Source organism: Pseudomonas entomophila (assembly GCF_018417595.1).
In the GTDB taxonomy this organism is placed as follows: Bacteria; Pseudomonadota; Gammaproteobacteria; order Pseudomonadales; family Pseudomonadaceae; genus Aquipseudomonas; species Aquipseudomonas entomophila_C.
In genome coordinates, this window is sequence record NZ_CP070982.1 from 3,349,875 (window position 1) to 3,373,636 (window position 23,762).

Here is a 23,762-nt window from a genome sequence, read left to right on the forward strand (position 1 = left end):
CTGAACAATGGCGCCGAAGCCGCCACGCCGCTGCAACGCTGGGCCAGCGCCAGCGACGCATGCTCGTGGCCGAGCAAGGCCGACAGCCGCTGGTGGGTGACAGCGACTGCCTCGCCGGCGCCTGCTGCCGTCTCGATGCGCAGCGGCAAGGTGTTGATGAACACCCCCAGCGCCCGGTCGGCGCCCTCGCCGCCTTGCAGGCGCCCCATCAGCACAGTGCCGAACACCACGTCATGCCGCCCGGCCAGCACACCCACCACGCGGGCCCAGGCCAGGTGCATCAGGCTCGCGGCGCTGACACCGCGCTGACGCGCCTGCTCGCGCACCCGACGCGCCAGCACCGGGTCGAGCAGGTGCCGCGCCTCTTCGATATCGCCCCCGTCACCCTGCACATCGGCCAGGCCCATGGGCAGGGTCGGCGCGTCGATATCGCCCAGCAAGTCACGGAAGAACGCCTCGTGCCCCGCCTCGGCGGCGCCCAGGCGCACCTGGGCCACATAGTTGCGGTAAGGCACCGGGGCCGTCAGCAGGTGCCCACGGCCAGCCAGCAATGCCTGCATCTCGTGAACGATCACCTCCATCGCCGTGTGGTCCAGCGCCAGGTGGTGGAAGTGCAGGATCGCCACCACCCGGCGCTGGGCCGGGTCTGCGGCGTAGGTCAGGCGCAGCAATGGCGCGCGGGTCAGGTCCAGGCGCTGGCGGCGGGCATCGAAGTGCGCCTGCAAGCGCTCGACCACGGCCGTCTCGCCCAGCCCGGTGACCTCGTTCACCTCAAGCCTGGCCTGGCGCCAGACCACCTGCACCGGCTGCGCCAGCCCCTCCCACAGCACCGAGGTGCGCAGGATGTCGTGGCGGTCGATGACCTGTTGCAGGACGCCGGCACACGCCTGCAGGCGTGCCAGGTCGTCGAAGGCCAGGCGCGACTGCAACAGGTAGGGGTCGCCCTGCTCGGCGCTCAGGTGGTGGTAGAGAATCCCTTCCTGCAATGGCGCCAGCGGGTAGATTTCCTGCACGTTGGCGGCACCACCGGGCACCGTGGCGACAATGCGGTCGATACTGGCCTGGTCGAGTTCGATCAGGCTGAGCATGTCCGGGGTGATATAGGTCGCGTCCAGCGGCACGCGGTTGGCCGGCACCTCCACCTCGCGACCGCTGCCCACGGCCGCAGCCAGCGCGGCCAGGGTCGGCTGGGCGAACAGCACGCGCACGTCGGCCGTGAGCCCGGCCTTGCGCATGCGCTCGATCAGGCTCACCGCCAGCAGCGAATGACCACCCAGTTCGAAGAAGTGGTCGTGGCGCCCGACCCGCTCGACCTTGAGCAGTTCGGCCCAGATCGCCGCCAGGGCGGTTTCCACTTCGCCCTGAGGTGCCTCGAAGCCTCGACGGATCACGTCTTCGTTGCCCGGCTGCGGCAAGGCGCGGCGGTCCAGCTTGCCGTTGGCGGTCAGTGGCAGTGCATCCAACTGCACATAGGCTGACGGCAGCATGTAGTCCGGCAACTGGCCTTGCAGGTGCTGGTGCAGTTCGGCGATCGCCTGCTGGCCGGTGAAGTAGGCCACCAGGCGCTTGTCGCCCGGGCTCTCCTCGCGCAGCACCACGGCCACGTCACGGACACCCGCGCATGCCGCCAGGCGTGCCTCGATCTCGCCCAGCTCGATACGGAAGCCGCGCAGCTTGACCTGCTGGTCGGCGCGGCCCAGGTAGCGCAGGGTGCCGTCGGCCTGCCAGCAGGCCAGGTCGCCGCTGCGGTACATGGTCCCGCCGTTGAATGGATCGGTCAGGAAGCGCTCGGCGGTCAGCTCAGGCTGGCCCAGGTAGCCCAGGGCCACGCCGTCGCCAGCGATATAGAGCTCACCCACCGCGCCCACCGGCAACAATTGCCGACGGGCATCGAGCACATAGCAACGGGCGTTGCCGATTGGTTTGCCGATGGGGATGCTGCCCTCGCCCACGCTGACGATCTCGTGGGTGGTGCTGAACGTGGTGGCTTCGGTCGGGCCGTAGCCATTGAGCAGGTGTTGCGGCGCGCCGTCACGCAGCACGCGGGCGATCACCGCCGGGTCCAGCACATCGCCGCCGACCATCAGGTAGCGCAGCCTGCGGAACGCCGGCAGCAGGTCGTCGGCGAACTGGTGGAACAGCCCCGCGGTCAGCCACAACACGGTCACACCCTGGGCCAGCAATTCGTCGTGCAGGGCCTGGCGCGACAGCACCTGGTCCTGGTCGATCACCACCACCGCACCGCCGTTGAGCAGCGGCGCCCAGACTTCCAGGGTGCTGGCGTCGAACGCTGGGTTGGAAGCAAACGCCACCCGGTCCTGGTGATTGAACTCGGCGAAGCCGTTGTTGATGGCCAGGCGCACGATGGCCCGGTGCGGCACCTGCACACCCTTCGGCGTGCCGGTGGAGCCGGAGGTGTACATGATGTACGCGGCGCTGCCGGCGTCCACCGCCAGGTTCAGCGGCTCGCTGGCGTAGCGGCTAAGGTCGAGACGATCCAGTTCGATCCGGCGCGCGCCCTCGATTTGCGGCTGGTCGCTGTAGGTCAGCAACAGCACCGCTTGGCTGTCCGCGACCATGAACGCCTGGCGCTCGACCGGCGCATTGCCATCCAACGGCACGAACACCGCCGCGCATTTGCTCACGGCCAACTGGGCCGCCAGCAGGTCGAAGGAACGCGGCAGCTGCAAGGCCACCCGGTCGCCGGCCTGCACGCCCAACTCCAGCAGATAGCCCGCCAGTCGGTTGGCGTGCTGGTCGAGCGCACGATAGCTCCAGTGGCGCTCGCCATGGATGACTGCCAGCGCCTCGGGGCTTGATTCGGCGTGAGCCTCGAACACCCCATGCACGGCCCTGTCGCGCGGGTAGTCGCGTCGGGTGTGGTTGAACTGACGCAGCACTCGCTCGCGCTCAGCCACAGGCAATGCGACCAGATCGTGCAGTGGCGTCACAGGCGCGTCTTCCAACGCTTGGGCCATCTGTGCCAGGGCGGCCAGCAACAGTTGGCAGACCAACGTGCCGTCCACTTGCGCCACGGCCTGCACGGTCAGGGAGAAACCGCTGCCCAGGTCATCGACACTGACCACCAGTGGATAGTTGGTGCGCTCGTGGGCGGTCAGCAGTTCGATGCCCACCCAGGCTTCGTGCTGCTCGGTACTGGCGGCGGCGCTGTGGCGATAGTTCAACAGGCTGGTGAACAGCGCCTGCGAGGCCGGCACGCCACTGCAGCGCTGGGCCAGTGCCAGCGACGCCTGCTCATGGGTCAGCAACTGTGCCAGGCGCTGGTGGGTCAGGCGTACGCCGTCGGCCACGCCTGCTGCACCGACGCTGACTCGCAGCGGCAAGGTGTTGATGAACATGCCCAGGGCCTGCTCAGCCCCCTCGCCACCTTCAAGGCGGCCCAGCAGCACGGTGCCGAATACTACCTCTTCGCGGCCGGACAACTGCGCCAGCACCTGGCCCCAGGCCTGGTGCACCAGGCTGGCGACACTGATGCCCAGTACCCTGGCCTGTGTGCGCAAGCGTTGCGCCAGGGTGATATCGAGCACATGGTGGTGGTCGTGCACCTGGCCGCCGTCGCCGCGCACGTCGCGCAGGCCGAACACCTGCGTCGGTTCGTCGATATCGCCCAGCATTGTCCGGAACAGCGTCTCCTGCGCTGGAATATCGGCTCCCAGGCAGGCCTGGGCCACATAGTTGCGGTACGGCACGCCCGGTTCGGCCGGTACCGGCGCCCCTTGCAGGTAGCCCGTGAGTTCGCGGCCGATCACCTCCATCGCCACATGGTCGAGGACGATATGGTGCAGTCTTATTGCCGCCAGCAGGCCGGGGCCGTGCGGGTCCTGCCAGTGGTACAGGCGTACCAGCGGCGCCTGCGCCAACGGCAAGCCGTGCGCCACTTGCGCCTCGTCGGCCACCTCGAACACCGCCAGCGCCGTGCGCCGCCAGACTACCTGCACCGCTTGCGGCAACCCCTCCCACAGCACCGAGGTGCGCAGCACATCGTGACGACCGATGACCTTGTTCAGGGCATCGACGAAGGCCTCCAGTCGCTCACGGCTGGCGAAGGCCATGCGTGAGCCGAGCACATAGGGGTCGTGCTCCGGAGCGCTGAGGTGGTGGTAGAGAATGCCCTCCTGCAACGGCGCCAGCGGATAGATGTCCTGCACGTTGGCCGCGCCGCCCGGCACCGTGGCGACGATGCGGTCGATGGCGGCCTGCTCCAGCGCCACCAGGGGCAGCATGTCCGGCGTGATCTGCGTGCAATCGACCGGGATCCGGTTGGCCGGGACCTCAACCTGGCGACTGTGGCCCAAGGTAGCCGCCAATGCCGCCACCGTCGGCTGGCCGAACAACGTGCGCACGTCGGCTTGCAGGCCGGCCTGGCGCAAGCGTGCGGTCAGGCTCACGGCCAACAGCGAATGGCCGCCCAGTTCGAAGAAGTTGTCGTGGCGGCCAACTTGCTCGACACCCAGCAGTTGCGCCCAGATATCGGCCAACAACCGCTCGGTCTCGCCCTGTGGTGCTTCGTACTCGCGCCCCTGCACGTCCGGCACCGGCAGCGCCTTGCGGTCGGGCTTGCCGTTGGGGGTCAACGGCATCGCGTCGAGGTGGATGAACAGTGCCGGCACCATGTACTCCGGCAACTGCGCCAGCAACACGCCACGCAGGTGATCGGCGGCCTGTGGCTCGCCGGTGTGGTACGCCACCAGGCGCGGGCCGCTGTGCGGATGCTCGTGCACCAGCACCAGCGCTTCGCGGACACCCGCGATCCGGTTCAGGCAGGTTTCGATCTCGCCCGGTTCGATGCGCAGGCCACGCAGCTTGATCTGGTGGTCGGTGCGGCCGAGGAATTCCAGCACGCCGTCCTGGCGCTGACGCACCAGGTCGCCGCTGCGGTACAGACGGTCGCCTTCGACGAACGGACTGGCGATGAAGCGCTCGGCCTGTTGCTCCGGCAACCCCAGGTAACCCCGCGTCACACCGGCACCACCGATGTGCAGCTGGCCGGCCACACCGAATGGCACGGGTTGGTCATGGGCATCCAGTACGTACAAGCGGGTGTTGTCGATGGGGCGACCGATCGGCAGCGCGCCATGTGGCAATGGATCCTGCGGTTCCAGGGTCCAGGCACTGCAATCCACCGTGGCCTCGGTCGGGCCGTAGACGTTGTGCAGCCGTACCTGCGGCAGGCGCTCGCGCACCTGGCGGGCCAATGCCTCGGTCAGTTCGCCACCTCCACACACGATATCGGTGAGGGAAGCGCAACGCGCACTGCCCGCCTGTTCGAGGAACTGTTGCAACAACGCCGGCACGAATTGCACCACGCCGACCCGCTGCTGCTCGATCAGCTCGACCAGGTACTGCGGATCGCGCTGGCCATCCGGGCGCGCCAGCACCAGGCGCAGCCCGCTGCACAGCGGCCAGAACAGTTCCCACACCGAGGCGTCAAAGCTCACCGGGGTCTTGTGCAGCACTGCGCCTATCGTTGGGAACAAGCCCGCACTCCAGTGCACCAGGTTGACCACGTTACGGTGCTCGACCATCACGCCCTTGGGCACGCCGGTGGAGCCGGAGGTGTAGATCACGTAGGCCAGGTGATCCGAGGTCAGCCCAGGCACCCGAGGGTGGCTGGCCGGCAGCGCCGCCCAGGTCGGCTGATCGAGATCGACCAGCGTCACCGGCAGGCTCACCCGATCACGAGTATTGCCCTGCACCAGCACCACCCGTGGCTGGCTGTCGCCGAGCATGTGGCGGATGCGTTCGGCCGGATAGTCCGGATCGACCGGCACATAGGCGCCACCCGCCTTGAGAATGGCCAGCAGGCCAACCACCAGCGGCAGGCCACGCTCGACACAGATCGCCACCCGATCATCGGGTTTGACCCCGAGTGCGATCAGGTGATGGGCCAGGCGGTTGGCCTGTTCGCTGAGCTGGCGATAGCTCAGTTGCGCACCATCCGCCTGCACGGCAATCGCTTCAGGCTGGCGCTCGGCCTGCCGTTCAAACAGCGCATGCAAAGGCTGCGTCAGATCGTGGTCTCGTACGGTCGCGTTGCACGCCCGATGCAGATGCTCACACTCCTCGGGCAACAGCACCGGTACTTGCAGCAGCGCTTGCCGGGGTTGCACATCCAGGCCTTCGGCCAAGGCCAGCAGCACCTGCCGCAGTTGCGCGCAGACCCGCGCGGCGCCCACCGACGCCGGGGCCATGGCCACCAGGCGCAGCCTTTCACCCATGTCGTCCACGCTCAGGCTCAGCGGGTAGTTGCTGCGCTCCTGGCCATCGAGGAACTCGACCCCCTCCCATTCCAGGCGCCGCGCCTCGTCCACTTCACTGCCGTGGCGGTAGTTGAGCATGGCGCTGAACAGCGGTGCCGGCGCGGCCACGCCACTGCAACGCTGGGCCAGGGCCAGCGAGGCGTGCTCGTGCACCAGCAGCGCGCTGAGGCGTTGCTGGGTCTGGCGCACGGCTTCTTCGAGCGTCAGCCCTGCCAGGTCCAGGCGCAGCGGCAAGGTGTTGATGAACATGCCCAGGGCACGCTCGGCGCCCTCGCCCGCTTCCAGGCGCCCCAGCAGCACGGTGCCGAACACCACGCGGTCGGTGCCGCTGACCGCAGCCAGCAGGCGCGCGTAGGCCAGGTGGAACAGGCTGGCGACGCTGATGCCCAGGCGTCGGGCCTGGTGGCGCAGTTGCGCGGCCAGGGGCGCGTCCAGCCACAGTTGGGCTTCCTCGATACCCAGACCATCGCCTTGCACATCGCTCAGGCCGAACGGCAGGGTCGGCTCGTCGATATCGCCCAGTTGCGCGCGGAAGAACGCCTCGTGCTCGGCCTGGCTGACGCCCAGGCGCGCCTGGGCCACATAGTTGCGATAAGGCACGGGCGCCTGAAGCGGTGCGCCAGCCCCTTGCAAGTAGCCCAGCAGCTCCTGGCCGATCACCTCCAATGCGGTGTGGTCGAGGACGATATGGTGGAACTGCAACAACGCTTCGATGCGCTGATTGCCCGTCGCCGGGCCATGCAGCAGGCGAATCAGCGGTGCCTGCCCGATGTCGAGGGACTGCGCGCTCTGCTCGTCGAGCGGCGCGACCTGCAACGCAGCCTCGCGCCAGACCACCTGCACCGGCTGCGGCAAGCCATCCCACAGCACCGAGGTACGCAGCACGTCATGCCGGGCGATGGCTTGGCGCAGCGCGTCGGCAAATGCGTGCAGGCGCGCCGGGCTGTCGAAGGCGATGCGCGATTGCAGCACGTAGGGGTCGTGCTCCGGCGAACTGAGGTGGTGGTAAAGGATCCCTTCCTGCAACGGCGCCAGTGGGTAGATGTCCTGCACGTTGGCCGCGCCACCCGGCACCGTGGCAACGATCCGGTCGATGTCGGGCTGCTCCAGCGCCACCAAGGGCAGCATGCCCGGCGTGATATGCGTGCAACCGGCCGGGATCAGATTGGCCGGGGCCTGCACCTGCCGGCTTTGGCCCAGCGTGGCCGCCAGCGCCGCCACGGTCGGCTGGCCGAACAGTGTGCGCACATCGGCGTCCACGCCTGCCTGACGCAAGCGCGCAGTGAGGCTCACGGCCAGTAGCGAATGGCCGCCCAGTTCGAAGAAGTTGTCGTGGCGACCGACCTGCTCGACGCCCAGTACCTCGGCCCAGATCGCCGCCATCGCGGCCTCGGATTCGCCCACTGGCGCAACATAGGCCTGCTGCGGCTGGATCGACGGCTCCGGCAGTGCCTTGCGGTCGAGCTTGCCGTGAGGCGTCAGCGGCAGCGCCTCCAGGCGCGTGAAGGCCTGCGGCACCAGGTGCGCCGGCAGGCAGGATTGCAGGCCCTGGCGCAAGGTGTCGACATCGACCGCTGCCGCCTCGGTGAACCAGGCCAGCAGGCGCTCATCGCGTACCAGCACCACGGCGTCGGCAATGCCCGGTTGGGCCTTCAGCGCCGCTTCGATCTCACCCAACTCCACCCGCACACCGCGCACCTTCACCTGGTCGTCGTTGCGCCCTTGGTAATCCAGGGTGCCGTCGGCGTTCCAGCGCACCAGGTCGCCGCTGCGGTACATCCGCGCGCCCGGCTCGTCACTGAACGGGTCGGTGAGGAAACGTTCCTCGGTCAGGTCGGGACGATTGAAGTAGCCGCGGGCGACCTGGGCGCCACCGATGTACAGTTCACCGATCACCCCCACCGGCACCGGCTGGCGGTGCGCGTCCAGCACATAGACCCGCAGGTTGGCGATGGGTTTGCCGATATGCAGCGCCCCGCCTGGAACCAACGTACCGGCTGTCGCCACCACCGTGGTCTCGGTAGGGCCATAGTTGTTGACCAGGGCAAAGCCCGGGTCGCGGTCAAATTGGCGCAGCCGATCGCCACCCACCAGCAGCGTTTGCAAGGTCGGGTGCTGGCGCTCGCGGCGCAGGGCCTGCTCGGCCACCGGCGTGGGCAGGAAGCTGACCTGCAACGGCTGCTCCAGCCACCAGTCGAGCAACTCGTCCACGTGCTCACCGGCAATATGAGCCGGTGGCAGGTGCAGCACCGCCCCGGCGCACAGCGCCGGCCAGGCCTCGAAGGCCATGGCGTCGAAGCCGAAGCCGGCGACGCTGGAGGTATGGCTGCCCGCCTGCAAGGCAAAGGCTTCGCGGTGCCAGTGCAGCAGGTTGGCCAGGGTGTGGTGCTCGACCATCACGCCCTTGGGCTGGCCGGTGGAGCCTGAGGTGTAGATCACATAAGCCAACTGACGGTCGTCCAGCCCCGCCACGACGGGGTTGCTGTCCCGCTCATTGCACCAGGCGCCGTCATCCAGATTGACGGCCGACACCTCGCCCACCAACGCTGCGGTGTGCGACTCGACCAATACCAGCGCCGGCCTGCTATCGCTCAGCAGATAGGCGATACGGTCGGCCGGATACCCCGGGTCGACCGGCACATAGGCGGCTCCGGCCTTGAGCGCGGCGAGCATGGCCACAAGTCGTTGCGTACCCCGTTCAAGGCACAGCGCCACGCGGTCGCCACAGGCGACGCCGTGCTTGATCAAATAATGGGCCAGGCGGTTGGCGCGCTGGTTCAGCTCGCCGTAGCGCATCCGCCGTTCGCCCTGCACCACCGCCAACGCCTCGGGCGCCGACGTGGCACAGGCCTCGACCAGCGCGTGCACGGTCTGTCCCTGCAGGTAGGCCTTGCCGGTAGCGTTGAAGTCCACCAGCACCTGGCGCAACGCCCTGTCATCGAGCATCGGCACCTGGTCGAGCGCCTGCCCTGGGGCGTGCTCCAGTGCCTGTACCAGGCGGCCCAGCACATTGACCATCCCGGTCGCGACCTGGGCGGCATCGATGCCTTCGACGGCCAGCACGCTCAGGCTGAAGCCCTCGCCCAGGTCGTCCACGCTCAAGGTCAGCGGGTAGTTGCTGCGCTCTTCGCCGCCCAGCAGCCGCACGCCCTGCCAGATGCCCTCTCCGTCGCGGGCGGCTTCGCCGGCGCTGTGGCGATAGTTGAGCAAGGCGCTGAACAGCGGCGCCGAGGCCGCCACGCCGCTGCAACGCTGGGCCAGCGCCAACGGCGCGTGCTCATGGCCGAGCAGCGCCGACAGGCGCTGGTGGGTGGCCTGCAACGCCTGCTCCAGCGGTTGCGAAGTCTCCACCCGCAGCGGCAGGGTATTGATGAACATGCCCAGCGCCCGGTCGGCGCCTTCGCCGCCTTGCAGGCGGCCCATCAGCACGGTGCCGAACACCACGTCATGCCGCCCGGCCAACACGCCCACCACGCGGGCCCAGGCCAGGTGCACCAGGCTCGCGGCGCTGACCCCGCGGGCGCGGGATTGCGCGCGCAGCGTCGTGGCCAAAGCGGGCTCCAGGGTCAATCCGGCATGCTCGATACGCCCGCCGTCGCCCTGTACATCGGCCAGGCCGAACGGCAGGGTCGGCTCGTCGATATCGCCGAGCTGCTCACGGAAGAACGCCTCATGGCTGGCCGCGTCATCAGCGAGGCACACCTGGGCGACGTAGTTGCGATACGGCACTGCGGCCGGCAAGGTCGCGCCCCGGCCATCGAGCAGTGCCTGCATTTCCTCACCGACCACGGCCATGGCCGCGTGGTCCAGGGTCAGGTGGTGGAACTGCAGGATCGCCACCCATTCGCCGTGGCGTGGATCCTCGGCATAGACCAGCCGCAACAGCGGTGCCTGCGACAGGTCCAGACGTTGCTGGCGGGCATCGAAGCGTGCTTGCAGCTGCTCGATCACCGCCTCTTCGCCCAGCCCGCTGACCGCGACAGTCTCCAGCCCGGCCTCGCGCCAGACCACCTGTACCGGCTGCGCCAGCCCCTCCCACAACACGGCGGTGCGCAGGATGTCATGCCGCGCAATGACCTCTTGCAGGGCCTGGGCCCAGGTCTGCAAGCGCGCCAGGCTGTCGAACGCCAACCGCGACTGCAACAGGTAGGGGTCGCCCTGCTCGGCGCTCAGGTGATGGTAGAGAATTCCTTCCTGCAATGGCGCCAGCGGGTAGATTTCCTGCACGTTGGCGGCACCACCGGGCACCGTGGCGACAATGCGGTCGATACTGGCCTGGTCGAGGTCGATCAGGCTGAGCATGTCCGGGGTGATATAGGTCGCGCCCAGCGGCACGCGGTTGGCCGGCACCTCCACCTCACGACCGCTGCCCACGGCCGCAGCCAGCGCGGCCAGGGTCGGCTGGGCGAACAGCACGCGCACGTCGGCCGTGAGCCCGGCCTTGCGCATGCGCTCGATCAGGCTCACCGCCAGCAGCGAATGACCACCCAGTTCGAAGAAGTGGTCGTGGCGCCCGACCCGCTCGACCTTGAGCAGTTCGGCCCAGATCGCCGCCAGGGCGGTTTCCACTTCACCCTGAGGTGCCTCGAAGGCGCGGCTGACTAAGGACGCGCTATCGGGTTGCGGCAAGGCGCGGCGGTCCAGCTTGCCGTTGGCGGTCAGTGGCAGTGCATCCAACTGCACATAGGCTGACGGCAGCATGTAGTCCGGCAACTGGCCTTGCAGGTGCTGGTGCAGTTCGGCGATCGCCTGCTGGCCGGTGAAGTAGGCCACCAGGCGCTTGTCGCCCGGGCTCTCCTCGCGCAGCACCACGGCCACGTCACGGACACCCGCGCATGCCGCCAGGCGTGCCTCGATCTCGCCCAGCTCGATACGGAAGCCGCGCAGCTTGACCTGCTGGTCGGCGCGGCCCAGGTAGCGCAGGGTGCCGTCGGCCTGCCAGCAGGCCAGGTCGCCACTGCGGTACATGGTCCCGCCGTTGAATGGGTCGGCCAGGAAGCGCTCGGCGGTGAGTTCCGGCTGGCCCAGATAGCCCAGGGCCACGCCGTCGCCGGCAATGTACAACTCGCCCACCGCCCCCACTGGCAGCAACTGCCGACGGGCATCGAGCACATAGCAACGGGCGTTGCCGATTGGTTTGCCAATCGGGATGCTGCCCTCGCCCACGCTGACGATCTCGTGGGTGGTGCTGAACGTGGTGGCTTCGGTCGGGCCGTAGCCATTGAGCAGGTGTTGCGGCGCGCCGTCACGCAGCACGCGGGCGATCACCGCCGGATCCAGCACATCGCCCCCGACCATCAGGTAGCGCAGCCTGCGGAACGCCGGCAGCAGGTCGTCGGCGAACTGGTGGAACAGCCCCGCGGTCAGCCACAACACGGTCACACCCTGGGCCAGCAATTCGTCGTGCAGGGCCTGGCGCGACAGCACCTGGTCCTGGTCGATCACCACCACCGCACCGCCGTTGAGCAGCGGCGCCCACACTTCCAGGGTGCTGGCGTCGAACGCCGGGTTGGAAGCAAACGCCACCCGGTCCTGGTGATTGAAATCGGCGAAGCCGTTGTTGATGGCCAGGCGCACGATGGCCCGGTGCGGCACCTGCACACCCTTCGGCGTGCCGGTGGAGCCGGAGGTGTACATGATGTACGCGGCGCTGCCGGCGTCCACCGCCAGGTTCAGCGGCTCGCTGGCGTAGCGGCTAAGGTCGAGCCGGTCCAGTTCGACCCGACGCCCGCCCTCGATCTGCGGCTGGTCACTGTGGGTCAGCAACACCACGGCCTGGCTGTCCGCGACCATGAACGCCTGGCGCTCGACCGGCGCATTGCCATCCAACGGCACGAACACCGCCGCGCATTTGCTCACGGCCAGCTGGGCCGCCAGCAGGTCGAAGGAGCGTGGCAGCAGCAAGGCCACCCGGTCGCCGGGTTGCACGCCATGCTCGACCAGGCAACGGGCCAGGCGATTGGCCTGGACCCCGAGCTGGGCATAGCTCCAACGTTGCTGCCCATGCATCACCGCCAACGCCTGCGGTGTGCGCAGGGCATGGTCTTCGAACAGTCGGTGCACCGGCTGGGCACGAGGATAGTCACGTACCGTGGCATTGAACTGATGCAGCAGGCGATCACGCTCGGCTGCCGGTACGCCATGCAGGCTGTGCAAGGCGCTCGAAGGCGCCTGTTCAAGCGCCGTGACCACCTGTTCCAGGGCCAGGTGCAGCAACTGGCAGACTTGGTCACCCGCCACCGGCGCCACCGCCTGAACCGTCAAGCGCAAATCGCTGCCGAAGTCATCGACGCTGACCACCAAGGGGTAGTTGCTGCGTTCCTGCGCCTCCAGCAACTCGATGCCTTGCCACACAGCTCCCTGGGCCGGCTGCCCCATGCTGTGGCGGTAGTTCAACAGGCTGGTGAACAACGCCTGCGAGGCCGGCACGCCACTGCAGCGCTGGGCCAGCGCCAGCGACGCCTGCTCATGGGCCAGCAAGTGCGCCAGGCGCTCATGGGTCAGGCGCACGCCATCGGCCACGCCGCCGGCACCGACACTGACCCGCAGCGGCAAGGTATTGATGAACATGCCCAGTGCCCGGTCGGCGCCCTCGCCACTTTGCAGGCGGCCGAGCAGCACGGTGCCGAACACCACTTCTTCGCGGCCGGACAACTGCGCCAGCACCTGGCCCCAGGCCTGGTGCACCAGGCTGGCGACACTGATCCCCAGCGCCCTGGCCTGCTGGCGCAGGCGTGCGGCCAGCGTCGCTGCCACAGGCAGGCGGCTGTCGCTCACCGGCCGGTTGCCGACCGTGGCCTCGCGCAGGCCGTACACTTCGGTCGGCTCGTCGATATCACCCAGCAGTTCGCCAAACAGGGCTTCATCACCCTCACGGTCCACGCCCAGTCGCGCCTGGGCGACGTAATTGCGGTAGGCAATGCTCGGTGGCAAGTCGTCCCGGCCCTGCAGCAGGGCCCCGACCTCGGTTACCAACTGCTCCACGGCGGTGTGGTCGAGCAGGATGTGGTGCAGCAGCAAGGTGGCCTCCAAACGCCCGCCCTCGACACGACTGCTCAGGCGTATCAGCGGCGCACGCCCCAGGTCCAGGCGTGGCACCTCCAGCGCAGGCGTCAGCAGCAGCGGCGCCTCGCGCCAGACCACCTGCACGGCTTCCTCCAGGCCCCGCCAATGCACGCTGGTGCGCAGGATGTCATGGCGGGCGATGACCCGATTCAACGCCACCACAAATGCGTCCAGCGCAGCCTGCCCGGCGAAAGCGAAGCGCGCCTGCACCACGTAGGGATCGGCGCCTTCGCTGGCCAGGTGGTGGTAGAGGATGCCTTGTTGCAGCGGGGCCAGGCCGTAAATGTCCTGGACATTGGCCACACCACCGGGAATGCGCATCAGCAGCGTGTCGATGGCGTTCTGGTCGAGGCTGGCCAGGGGCAGCATGGCTGGGGTGATGCGTGCGCAGTTCGCGGGGATGAGGTTGTCCGGCACCGTGACCGGCGCCTGCCGGCCCACCGCGGCGGCCAGCGTCGCCACGGTGGGCCGGCCGAACAGGACGCGCACATCGGCATTCAACGCCTGCTGGCGCATCCGCTCCACCAGCCGTACCGCCAGCAGCGAATGCCCACCCAGCTCGAAGAAATTGTCATGCCGCCCTACGCGCTCCACACCCAACAGGTCCGACCAGATGGCCGCCAGCCGTTGCTCGACCTCGCCCACGGGCGCCTCGTACTGTCGCGTTTGCGCCTCCGGTACCGGTAATGCCTTGCGCTCAAGCTTGCCGTTGGGGGACAACGGCATGGCATCGAGATGCATGAACAGCGCGGGCACCATGTACTCCGGCACGTGCTCAAGCAGTGCGTCACGCAGGTGTTCGGCGCAGTGCTCCACACCACAGTAGTAGGCCACCAGGCGCGGGCCACTGTGCGGATGCTCGTGCACCAGCACCAGCGCTTCGCGCACACCGGCGACGGCATTCAGGGCAATTTCGATCTCGCCAGGCTCGATACGCAGGCCGTGCAGTTTGATCTGCTGGTCGGTGCGGCCAAGGAACTCGAGGACGCCGTCCTCGCGCTGGCGCACCAGGTCGCCACTGCGGTACAGGCGTTCGCCCTTGATGAACGGGCTGGCGATGAAGCGCTCGGCCTGCTGCTCCGGCAAACCGAGGTAACCCCGCGTCACCCCGGCCCCCCCAATATGCAGGTGCCCGGCGACGCCCCAGGGCAATGGCTGGTCGGCACTGTCCAGCACGTACAACCGGGTGTTGTCGATCGGCCGGCCGATCGGCAACGGGCCTGCTGGCAGCGGAGCCTGCGGCTCCAGGGTCCACACGCTGCAGTCCACCGTGGTTTCGGTCGGGCCGTAGACGTTGTGCAAGCGCACCTGCGGCAAGCGCTCGCGCACCAGGCGGGCCAGCGCCTCGGTCAGCTCGCCGCCGCCACAGACGATGTCGGTGAGGCTGGCGCAGCGGGCGCTGCCCGCCTGTTCGAGGAATTGCTGCAGCAGCGCCGGCACGAACTGCACCACGCCGACCTGCTGCTGTTCGATCAACTCGGCCAGGTACTGCGGATCGCGCTGCCCATCCGGGCGCGCCAGCACCAGGCGCAGCCCGCTGCACAGCGGCCAGAACAGCTCCCACACCGAGGCGTCGAAACTCACCGGGGTCTTGTGCAGTACCGTGCCTTCGGCCGGGAACACGCCGGCGCTCCAGTGCACCAGGTTGGCCACGTTGCGGTGCTCGACCATCACGCCCTTGGGCACGCCGGTGGAGCCGGAGGTGTAGATCACATAGGCCAGGTGACGCGGCGTCAACTCAGGCACCAGCGGGTTGCTCCCTGGCAATGCGCCCCAGGTCGGCTGATCGAGGTCGACCCTCGCCACCTCGGCGGTCCCTGGAACGGCACGCGTGGCAGCATGCACCAGCACCGCGACCGGCGCGCTGTCGTCGAGCATGTGACGGATGCGTTCGCCCGGGTAGGCCGGATCGACCGGCACGTAGGCGCCGCCGGCCTTGAGGATGGCCAGCAGGCCGACCAGCAGGGACGGCCCGCGCTCGACACAGATCGCCACGCGGTCGTCCACCTTCACCCCCAGCCCGATCAGGTGGTGGGCCAGGCGGTTGGCCTGCTCGTTGAGCTGGCCATAGGTCAGCTGCCCGTCCTCGGCCTGGACCGCGATGGCTTGCGGGTGCGCCTGGGCCCGGCGCTCGAACAACGCGTGCAGCGGCAGATCCAGGTCATGGGCCACCGCCGTGGCGTTGCAGTCCGCCAGCAAGTGCTGGCGCTCCCCGGAGGTCAGCACGGGCAGGCGCAGCAATGGCAAGTCCGGCTGGTGTTCGAGCGCCTCGACCAGGCTTTCGAAGACCTGCCCCAACTGCTCGCACAGACGCTCGGCGCCCCAGGCGGCGAGCGCCTGGACGGTCAAGCGCAGGTCATCTCCCAGGTCATCGACCGCCAGGCTCAACGGGTAGTTGGTCCGCTCCTCGGCACCGACTACATCAATGCCCGGCGCCACCGCGATCACCTCGGCGCCATCGCCCGCGGCGCTGTGCCGGTAGTTGAGCATGCTGTTGAACAGCGGCGTTGGCGCGACCACGCCGCTGCAGCGCTGCGCCAGGGCCAGCGGCGCCTGTTCGTGGCCCAGCAGGGCGGTGAGCACGCGATGGGTGGCCAGCAACCCCTCGCGCACACCCTGCCCAGCCAGGTCGACGCGCAACGGCAAGGTGTTGATGAACATCCCCAACGCCTGCTCGCTGCCCTCGCCGGCCGCCATGCGCCCGAGCAATACACTGCCGAACACCACTGTCTCACGCCCGGACAGTGCCCCAAGCAGACGTGCCAGGCCCACGTGCATGACACTGGCCGGACTCACCCCCAGAAGGCGCGCCTGGGCACGCAGACGGTGGCTGAGCGCAGGCGCCAGGGTCAGCCGCGCCTCTTCGATCGGCTGGTTGCTCACTTCGTGTACAGCGAAGGCCAGGGTCGGCTCATCGATGTCCGCCAGCATCGCCCGGAAGAACGCTTCATGGGCCTGTTCATCGCGGGCCAGACGGGTCCTGGCCAACAAGTCGCGGAACGGCACGGGGGCCGGCAGCTGTTCGCCTTCACCGGCCAGGCAGGCCTGGATCTCCCGGCGCACGATGTCCAGCCCGGTGTGATCCATCACTGTGTGGTGGAACAGCAACAGCGCCACCACCTGCCCGCCCTGCTCGACCGCGTGCACCAGCCGCAGCAGCGGCGCCTGGCCAAGGTCCATGCGGTAGTGGCTGGCGTCATGGCGTGCGCGCAGCTGGGCCAGTGCATCCCCCTGCCCCGCGAAACCGATCCGCTCGCTACTGAGCGGCGCCCGGCGCCAGACCACCTGCAACGGCTCGTCCAGGCGTTCCCAGACCAATGCCGTGCGCAGGATATCGTGCCGCTGGATCACCCAATCCAGCGCCTCGGCGAACGCCTCGAGATGCGCTTCGCTGGCCAGGCGCAACTGTGCCTGCAGGATGTACGGGTCGCCGTCGTGGCTGGCGAGATGATGGTAGAGCATGCCCTCCTGCAGGGGGGCCAGGGGGTAGATGTCCTGCACGTTGACCACGCCGCCCGGCACCGTGGCGACGATGCGGTCGATGGCCGCCTGGTCGAGGTCGACCAGCGGCAACATGGCGGGGGTGATGCGCAACGCCGGGCTCACCCAGTCGTTGTCCTGCTCCGCGAGCATCTCCAGCAAAGCCTGCTTGTGCGCCGCCAGGGCGTCCCACAGGGCGTCGTCGAGGGCGTCGTCGTCGCCGTCGACGATCAGGTCGGCCTCCTCGCACTGGAGCCTGATCGCACGGGTGGAGAGCGCTGCCATGAGTTCGCTGAAGAGCATCGGTAAGCATCCTGCTTTGCCAGTCGGAAATGCTCGGAACGCTAATGGATCGGGGGTGGCTGGGATGACATGGGAAGGGGGGACAAAGGCCCGACCTGCCTGGGCGCCTTGCGGCGCATCGCGGCTGAAGCCGCTCCTACAATCGTAGGCACAGGGCTTACGACCTTGGCCTGCCAGGTATGTGTAGGAGCGGATTCATCCGCGATACGTCACGCCGGCAGCGCTCGATCTCATCGGCGCTGCAACGTTCTCGACAAACACCAGCAAAGGCCTGCCGTTCAGAGCGCGTTGACCGCCAGCAACTGCGTCAGCACATCGGCCAGCGCCTTGACCATCACATCCGCGGTCGGCCGATGCACGATCACGATCTCGTAGCTGTCGACCTCCGGCAGCCCCTGCGCGCTGCCCAGCACCCGGTGTTCGGCGGTTGCCGCCCGTGGCGGCAGCAAGCTGATACCCATGCCATCGGCCACCGCGGCCTGGATGCCACTGAGGCTCGAACTGGTGAAGCTGATGCGCCAACGCCGCCCCATGCCCTCGATCGCGCTGATCATGTCGTCGCGGTACAGGCCTCGTGGCGGAAAGGTCACCAGGGGCACCGGATCAAGGTCGAAGGACGGCGTTTGCCCGCTGTCGATCCACTGCAGCCGCTCAGGCCAGCAAGCCACGCCTTCCCGGCTGTTGCGTCGCTGCTTGAGCAGCACCAGGTCCAGTTCGCCATTGTCATAGGCCTGGCTCAGGTCGCGGCACAGGCCGCTGGTGACTTCCAGCTTGACCTGCGGATGGCGCCGGCTGAACGCCGCCAAGGCGTTGGTGGTACGCCCACCGACGAAATCTTCGGGCACGCCGAGGCGCACGGTGACGCCGACCATCGCCCCGGCCAGGGCCTCGAGCATCTGGTCGTTCAAGGCCAGCATATGGCGGGCATAACCCAGCAAGGTCTGGCCGGCATCGGTGGGCAACACGTCGCGATTGCCACGTACCAGCAAGCGATGCCCGACCATGTCTTCCAGACGCCGCACCTTCTGGCTGATGGTGGACTGGGTGGAGTGCAGGCGCGCCGCTGCGGTGGTGAAGCTGCCGCAATCGGCGACCACGACGATGGCGCGGAGCAGATCGAGGTCGAACAGGGCCCTATTCGGCTTTACGCTGATGGACATTTTGGTATTCGGTTTGTGAATGGCACAGCGGGTTTCTAACACGTCCCCTTTTGCCCGACAACCGTAGGCGCCAGCCTTGCAGTGCCCCTAGTGTCAGTCGACCGCCTCGAACGGCAACCCCACATAGTTCTCGGCAATGTTCAGCAACCCCGCCGGCGAACTCAGGAAGTACTCGCGATCAGCCTCCTGCATCTTGCGGTCCCAGTCATCCTGCTGGTCGCCAAAGTCATGCAATAGCTGGGTCATGAACCAGCTGAAGCGCTCGCCTTTCCACACCCGACGCAAAGCCAAGGGGGAATACTGGGCCAGCAGATCGGTGCGCCCTTCGCGGTACACCTTGACCAGGATCCGGTACAGGTAGTTGACATCCGAGGCCGCCAGGTTCAGCCCCTTGGCCCCTGTGGGTGGGACAATATGGGCGGCGTCACCGACCAGGAACAGCCGGCCATGCTGCATGGGTTCGACCACCTGGCTGCGCAGCGGCGCGATGCTCTTCTCCAGCGCGGGGCCAGTCACCAGGCGCGCCGCCACTTCTTGCGGCAGGCGCGCCTTGAGCTCACCCCAGAAACGCGAATCCGGCCAGTCCTCTACCCGCTCCTCGAGCGGCACCTGCAGGTAGTAGCGGCTGCGGGTCTGGGAGCGTTGGCTGCACAACACGAAGCCACGGTCATGCTGGGCGTAGATCAGCTCGTGACTGACCGGCGGCGTATCGGCCAGCAACCCCAGCCAACCGAACGGGTAGACTCGCTCGTACGCCTTGAGTACGCCTGCCGGAATACTCTGCCGGGAGACACCGTGAAAACCGTCGCAACCGGCGATGTAGTCACAATCGACGCGCTGCACAAGACCCTCCTTCTCGAATGTCAGGTACGGTCGTGTCGTGCCGATGTCATGGGGTTGCACCGCGTCGGCTGAATAGATGATCGGCGCGCCGCTCTGTTCGCGAGCCTGCATCAGGTCGCGGGTCACCTCGGTCTGGCCGTACACCATGACTGTCTTGCCGCCTGTCAGCGCCTTGAGGTCCAGGCGCTGACGACGACCGCCGATCACCAATTCGACTCCCTCGTGGACCAGGCCTTCGCGGTCCATGCGCGCCGCCACTCCCGCCTCGCGCAGCAGGTCCACGGTCCCTTGCTCCAGCACCCCGGCTCGAATTCGTCCAAGCACGTAGTCCGGCGCCTGGCGCTCGACGATCAGCGTGTCGATACCGGCCCTGTGCAGCAGTTGACCGAGCAGCAGACCGGATGGGCCTGCACCGATGATTGCAACCTGAGTTTTCATTGTTGTTGTCTCTTTCTGGCGATGCCGGCCCACGACTGGCAGCGGCCGAGCATCTGCTGTTAAGGTCTACCTCCGCATTTTTAATGGCAAAAGACCCGCAAAAAGTGTGATTTTCAGTTTGAAAACTGCACTTTTACGAAAATCGTTCGATTAACGAACAGGCCCACCATGCTGACACCCCTTCCTGGCATCCCGCTGTTCCAACTGTATGGCGAAAGCCATACGCGGCCCGACACCGACCTGCTGCACTGCGAGTCGATTTCCGCGCGCAGCCGTCTGCACCACTGGGAAATCAAGCCGCACCGCCACGCCGAGCTGCTGCAGCTGCTTTACGTGCAACGGGGCGAGGCGCAAGTGGAAATCGAGGGCGCGCGCAGTGTCATTCGCCAACCGGCCATCCAGGTGGTTCCCCCCCTGACCATCCATGGCTTTCGCTTCAACGAGCAAATCCAGGGCCATGTGCTGACCTTTGGCACAACGTTGGTGGCCGAGCTTGAACAGCGTCTCGGCACCCCTCTCGGCGTACTGGCCGCGCCGGGCTGTTATCCACTGGGCCAGGCGCATCGGCGCCTGCACACCCTGATCGACGCCCTGCAACAGGAATACCAGGGCAATGCCCCGGCACGGGCGGCGATGCTGCAGGCATTGGTCACCACGCTGATGGTGTGGATCAGCCGCCAACAACACGACCAGCCACCGCGCAATCGAGGCGAGCGCGACCGCCAATTGCTCGGTCTGTACCAGCGCCAGGTCGAAGCGCACTACCGCGAGCATCTGTCTGTCGATACCTTCGCCGCCCGCCTGGGCATCACCAGCACACAGCTCAACCAACTGTGCCGCGAATTGACGGGCCAGAGCGCGTTGCAGATCATCCACCAGCGCCTGCTGCTCGAAGCCCGGCGCAACCTAGTGTACACCCGCATGAGCATCGGGCAGCTGTCGGACAACCTGGGCTTCAGCGACCCGACCTACTTCGCCCGTTTCTTCAAGCGCCTGAGTGGGCAGACCCCCAACGGCTTCCGACGCTCGGCACCCTGCGCATGAGCGCACGCGCCGCGCAAACCCGCGTGGTTGCAATTCACGCCGGGCTGTCCCAAGCTCTGCCCTCCCCTACGCCGCAGAACGTCCGATGCCCAGACGCCAGCTCATCCTGATCGCCCTGCTGCTCCTGATCCTGGTGCCAGGCGTGCTCGCCTATTGGTGGCATGCACCGCAACCCACGCCGCCCAGCGTGCCCCCGCACAGCTACGCCAAGGCTCTGCGCCAGGCCCATGATGGCCAGCCAGGCGCCGCGCGCGTGCTGTACCAGCAGTTGCAACGTGACGACCTGGCGCCGATCCGCCGTGCGGCACTGTACGCCGAGCTGCCCAACTACCCCTCGCCCCAGGCCCTGAAGCTGGCCCGGCAGGATCTCGAACACCGCGACCCCATGGTCCGCCGTGCGGCCATCGCCAGCATCCGCCGATTGCTGCCGGCGGCCCAACGCAGCCTGGTGCTCGGGCCGCTGCTGGAGGATGACGAGCAAAGTGTGCGCTTCGCCGCGGTCGATGCCCTGCTCGGCCTCGACCCGGATGCCATCGGCCTGTATTTCGGCCCCCTGCAGGACGCGCTGGAACAGTACGAACAGACACTGGAGCAGCAGCCCGACGACGCTGCCGCTCAAGTTCACCTGGCCAGGCTGTACATGCATGAACAAGCTTTCGAACCCGCAACCCGAGCCCTGCAGCGCAGTCTCGGCCTGGCACCCGAGGGGTTGGATGCCCTGGCCACCCAGGTGCGCCTGCTGGAGCGTCAGGGGCAGCACGATGCCTCGCGCCAGGTCCTGGCCAAGGCCCTGGCGTTGCGCCCGGACTCGGCCTTCCTGCAGTACGAATTGGGGCTGTGGCTGACACGTCACGAACAACAGGAATATGCCCTGCTCGCGCTCGCCAGGGCCGTCGAGCTGGAGCCGGACAACAGCGACTACCGCTATACCCTCGCCGTCACCCTGCACCAGCTCGAGCAAGTGGACGCCGCACAGAAGCAGCTGGAGGCCGTTCTCAACCACGAACCCGCCAACCGTCGAGCACGGATCCTGCTGATCCAGTACTGGAAAGAAACTGGCCAGTTGCAGAACGTCCAGGTGCTGCTCGCCGAACTGGAGCGGCAGAACCCGGACGACCCTTACCTGCAGCAGGGGCTCTGACGTTGAATTGGCTACATCAAGTTCACCCCTGCAGGATGCGGTGAACCTGCCCGACCAGGGTCTCCAGGGAAAACGGCTTGAACAGCAAAGCCGTGCCGGGCTCGTCGAGCATGGCCTGCTCGACAGGGTGATCAGTGAAACCGGTGATGAACAGGATCTTCTGCTCCGGCTTGATCAGACGCAACGCCCTGGCGACCTGGCTGCCACTGAAGCCTCCCGGCAAACCGATATCGGTGATCACCAGGTCGAACGGCCCGGCATGACGGAATTGCCCCAATGCGGCGTTGGCGTCAGTCACGTCACACACCTCGAAGCCGCGCTCCACCAGCACTTCCTTCATCAACGTGCGCAGGTTGACTTCGTCATCGACCAGTAGCACGCGCTCGCCTTGCCCTTGCGCAATTTCCAGCGGCAAGTCCTCGGGCAGCGTGCCCTGGAACCTGGGAAACATCAGCACGACCCGGGTACCGTTGTCCTTGGTCGACTCGATCCAGACCTGCCCCCCCGACTGGCGTACGAAGCCATGGACCATGGGCAAGCCAAGCCCTGCCCCCTGGCCTAGTGGCTTGGTGGTGAAGAACGGTTCGAAGGCGTGCTCCAGGTCCTCTTGCGACATGCCGTGGCCATCATCTTCGACCTGGATCAGCACATAGTCGCCAGCAGGAACCCCGGCCACCCCTTCGGTGGCGACGACCAGCCTTTCGTTGGTGGTACGAATCGATACGTTGCCACGGCCCAGGCAAGCATCACGCGCATTGGCACACAGATGCTGTAGCGCATTGCGCAACTGATCAGGGTCTATCTGGACCGGCCAGGGCGCCACGTCGAGCTGCCAGTCAAGGTTCACCTGACCACCCAGGGCCTGCTGCAGGACCGGTTGCGCCTCGCGCAGCACACGATTGACATCCACCGCCACGGGGGAAAGTGGCTGACTGCGGGCAAAGGCCAGCAGGTTGTGGGTCAGGCCTATGGCACGCTGGGCGCATTCACGGGCCATCCTTACATAGCTGTCCAACCGTTCCAGCCGCCCTTGGGCGATCCGTCGCTCCAGCAGTTCCAGGCTGCTGCCGACCCCGGACAACACGTTGTTCATCTCGTGCGCCAGGCCCCCGGCGACACTGACCACCGACTCCATGCGCTGGCTTTCACGCAGCGCCGCTTCGGCCAGGCGCTGGACCGCCTGCCGTTCGCAAGCGATGTCCCGCCCCACCAGGATCGGCAATGCCTGCCCCAGTGTCGCGCTCCAGCGGAACCAGCAGTAATGGCCTTCACGGTGACGCATTCGCGCTTCGAAGGTGGAAGCGGCAAGGCCCTGTTCCAGCGCCATGAGGGCCAGTTGCACCTCACTGCGCTCGGCAGGGTGGAACAGCTCTGGCAGGGACGTCTCGACCTGCCCGGCATTTTCCCAACCCAGTAGACGTGACCAGGCAGGGTTGGCCATGCTCAGGCGCAGATCCTTGTCGAGCATCAGCATCACATCCGGCGACAACTGCCAGGTATGTTCAGTGTCAGCCAGGTAGTGCGCCAACTGCTCCTCGAAGGCGTGCGCCAATTCCCGCCATTCGCGAGTGTTCTCGACGCTTGCCGTGGTTTCGAGCAGCGTGTGCAGAAAACCGGCGACCGTTCCTTGGTCATCTCGAATGGGTGAATAACAACAGGTAAACCAGGCATGTACCAAGCTGCCATGGCGCTGCAAGGGTAGACGGGCATCCTCGACCAGGCTGCCCTGCCCCTCCAGGGCCTTGAATGCGGCGACGCCCACACTGGGCCAGGCGTTGTCCCAGAGCTGATCGAAGCTACTACCCTGGGCGTCGGCTTCCCCTCCCAGCAATGCCTGGTAAGCATCGTTGTGGATCACCGTGAGATCCGCCCCCCATACCACGGCGCTGGGAAAAGGCGAGGCCTGCAACATGTCGACGGCGATTCGCAAGGTCGGTGGCCAGAGTGTCAAGGGGCCCAGCGGTGTGCGACCCCAGTCGAAACGGGCAATCGGCTCGCTCATCCGTG

The 23,762-nt window shown here is 67.2% G+C and carries 6 protein-coding genes (1 of these 6 only partly in view); 2 read left to right on the forward strand and 4 right to left on the reverse strand.

The window, feature by feature from the left end:
* From JYG34_RS26455 to pobA, 3 genes are all read right to left on the reverse strand, one after another.
* On the reverse strand, positions 1–17,129 hold the 5' portion of the coding sequence (locus tag JYG34_RS26455) for a non-ribosomal peptide synthase/polyketide synthase (RefSeq protein ID WP_213657126.1). It extends 8,356 nt beyond the left edge of the window; the window shows 17,129 of its 25,485 coding nt (coding positions 1–17,129); its start codon is at positions 17,127–17,129; its stop codon lies beyond the left edge, outside the window.
* A gap of 278 nt (positions 17,130–17,407) precedes the next feature.
* Positions 17,408–18,289 carry a LysR substrate-binding domain-containing protein gene (locus JYG34_RS14670; protein ID WP_213657127.1) on the reverse strand — a complete coding sequence of 294 codons (882 nt, stop codon included), beginning with the start codon at positions 18,287–18,289 and terminating at the stop codon, positions 17,408–17,410.
* A 93-nt stretch (positions 18,290–18,382) separates the two neighbouring features.
* Entirely contained in the window at positions 18,383–19,570 is a 1,188-nt protein-coding gene (gene pobA / locus JYG34_RS14675; protein WP_213657128.1) for a 4-hydroxybenzoate 3-monooxygenase, read from the reverse strand.
* Positions 19,571–19,738: 168 nt separating this feature from the next.
* Here pobA and JYG34_RS14680 point away from each other — a divergent pair, with 168 nt between their 5' ends.
* Positions 19,739–20,614, forward strand: a complete 876-nt coding sequence (locus tag JYG34_RS14680; protein WP_213657129.1) for a helix-turn-helix domain-containing protein — start codon at positions 19,739–19,741, stop codon at positions 20,612–20,614.
* Between the two features lie 85 nt (positions 20,615–20,699).
* Entirely contained in the window at positions 20,700–21,755 is a 1,056-nt protein-coding gene (locus JYG34_RS14685) for a tetratricopeptide repeat protein (protein ID WP_213657130.1), read from the forward strand.
* Positions 21,756–21,777: 22 nt separating this feature from the next.
* Here JYG34_RS14685 and JYG34_RS14690 read toward each other — a convergent pair whose 3' ends face one another.
* Entirely contained in the window at positions 21,778–23,757 is a 1,980-nt protein-coding gene (locus JYG34_RS14690) for an ATP-binding protein (protein WP_213657131.1), read from the reverse strand.
* Positions 23,758–23,762 lie beyond the last annotated feature (5 nt).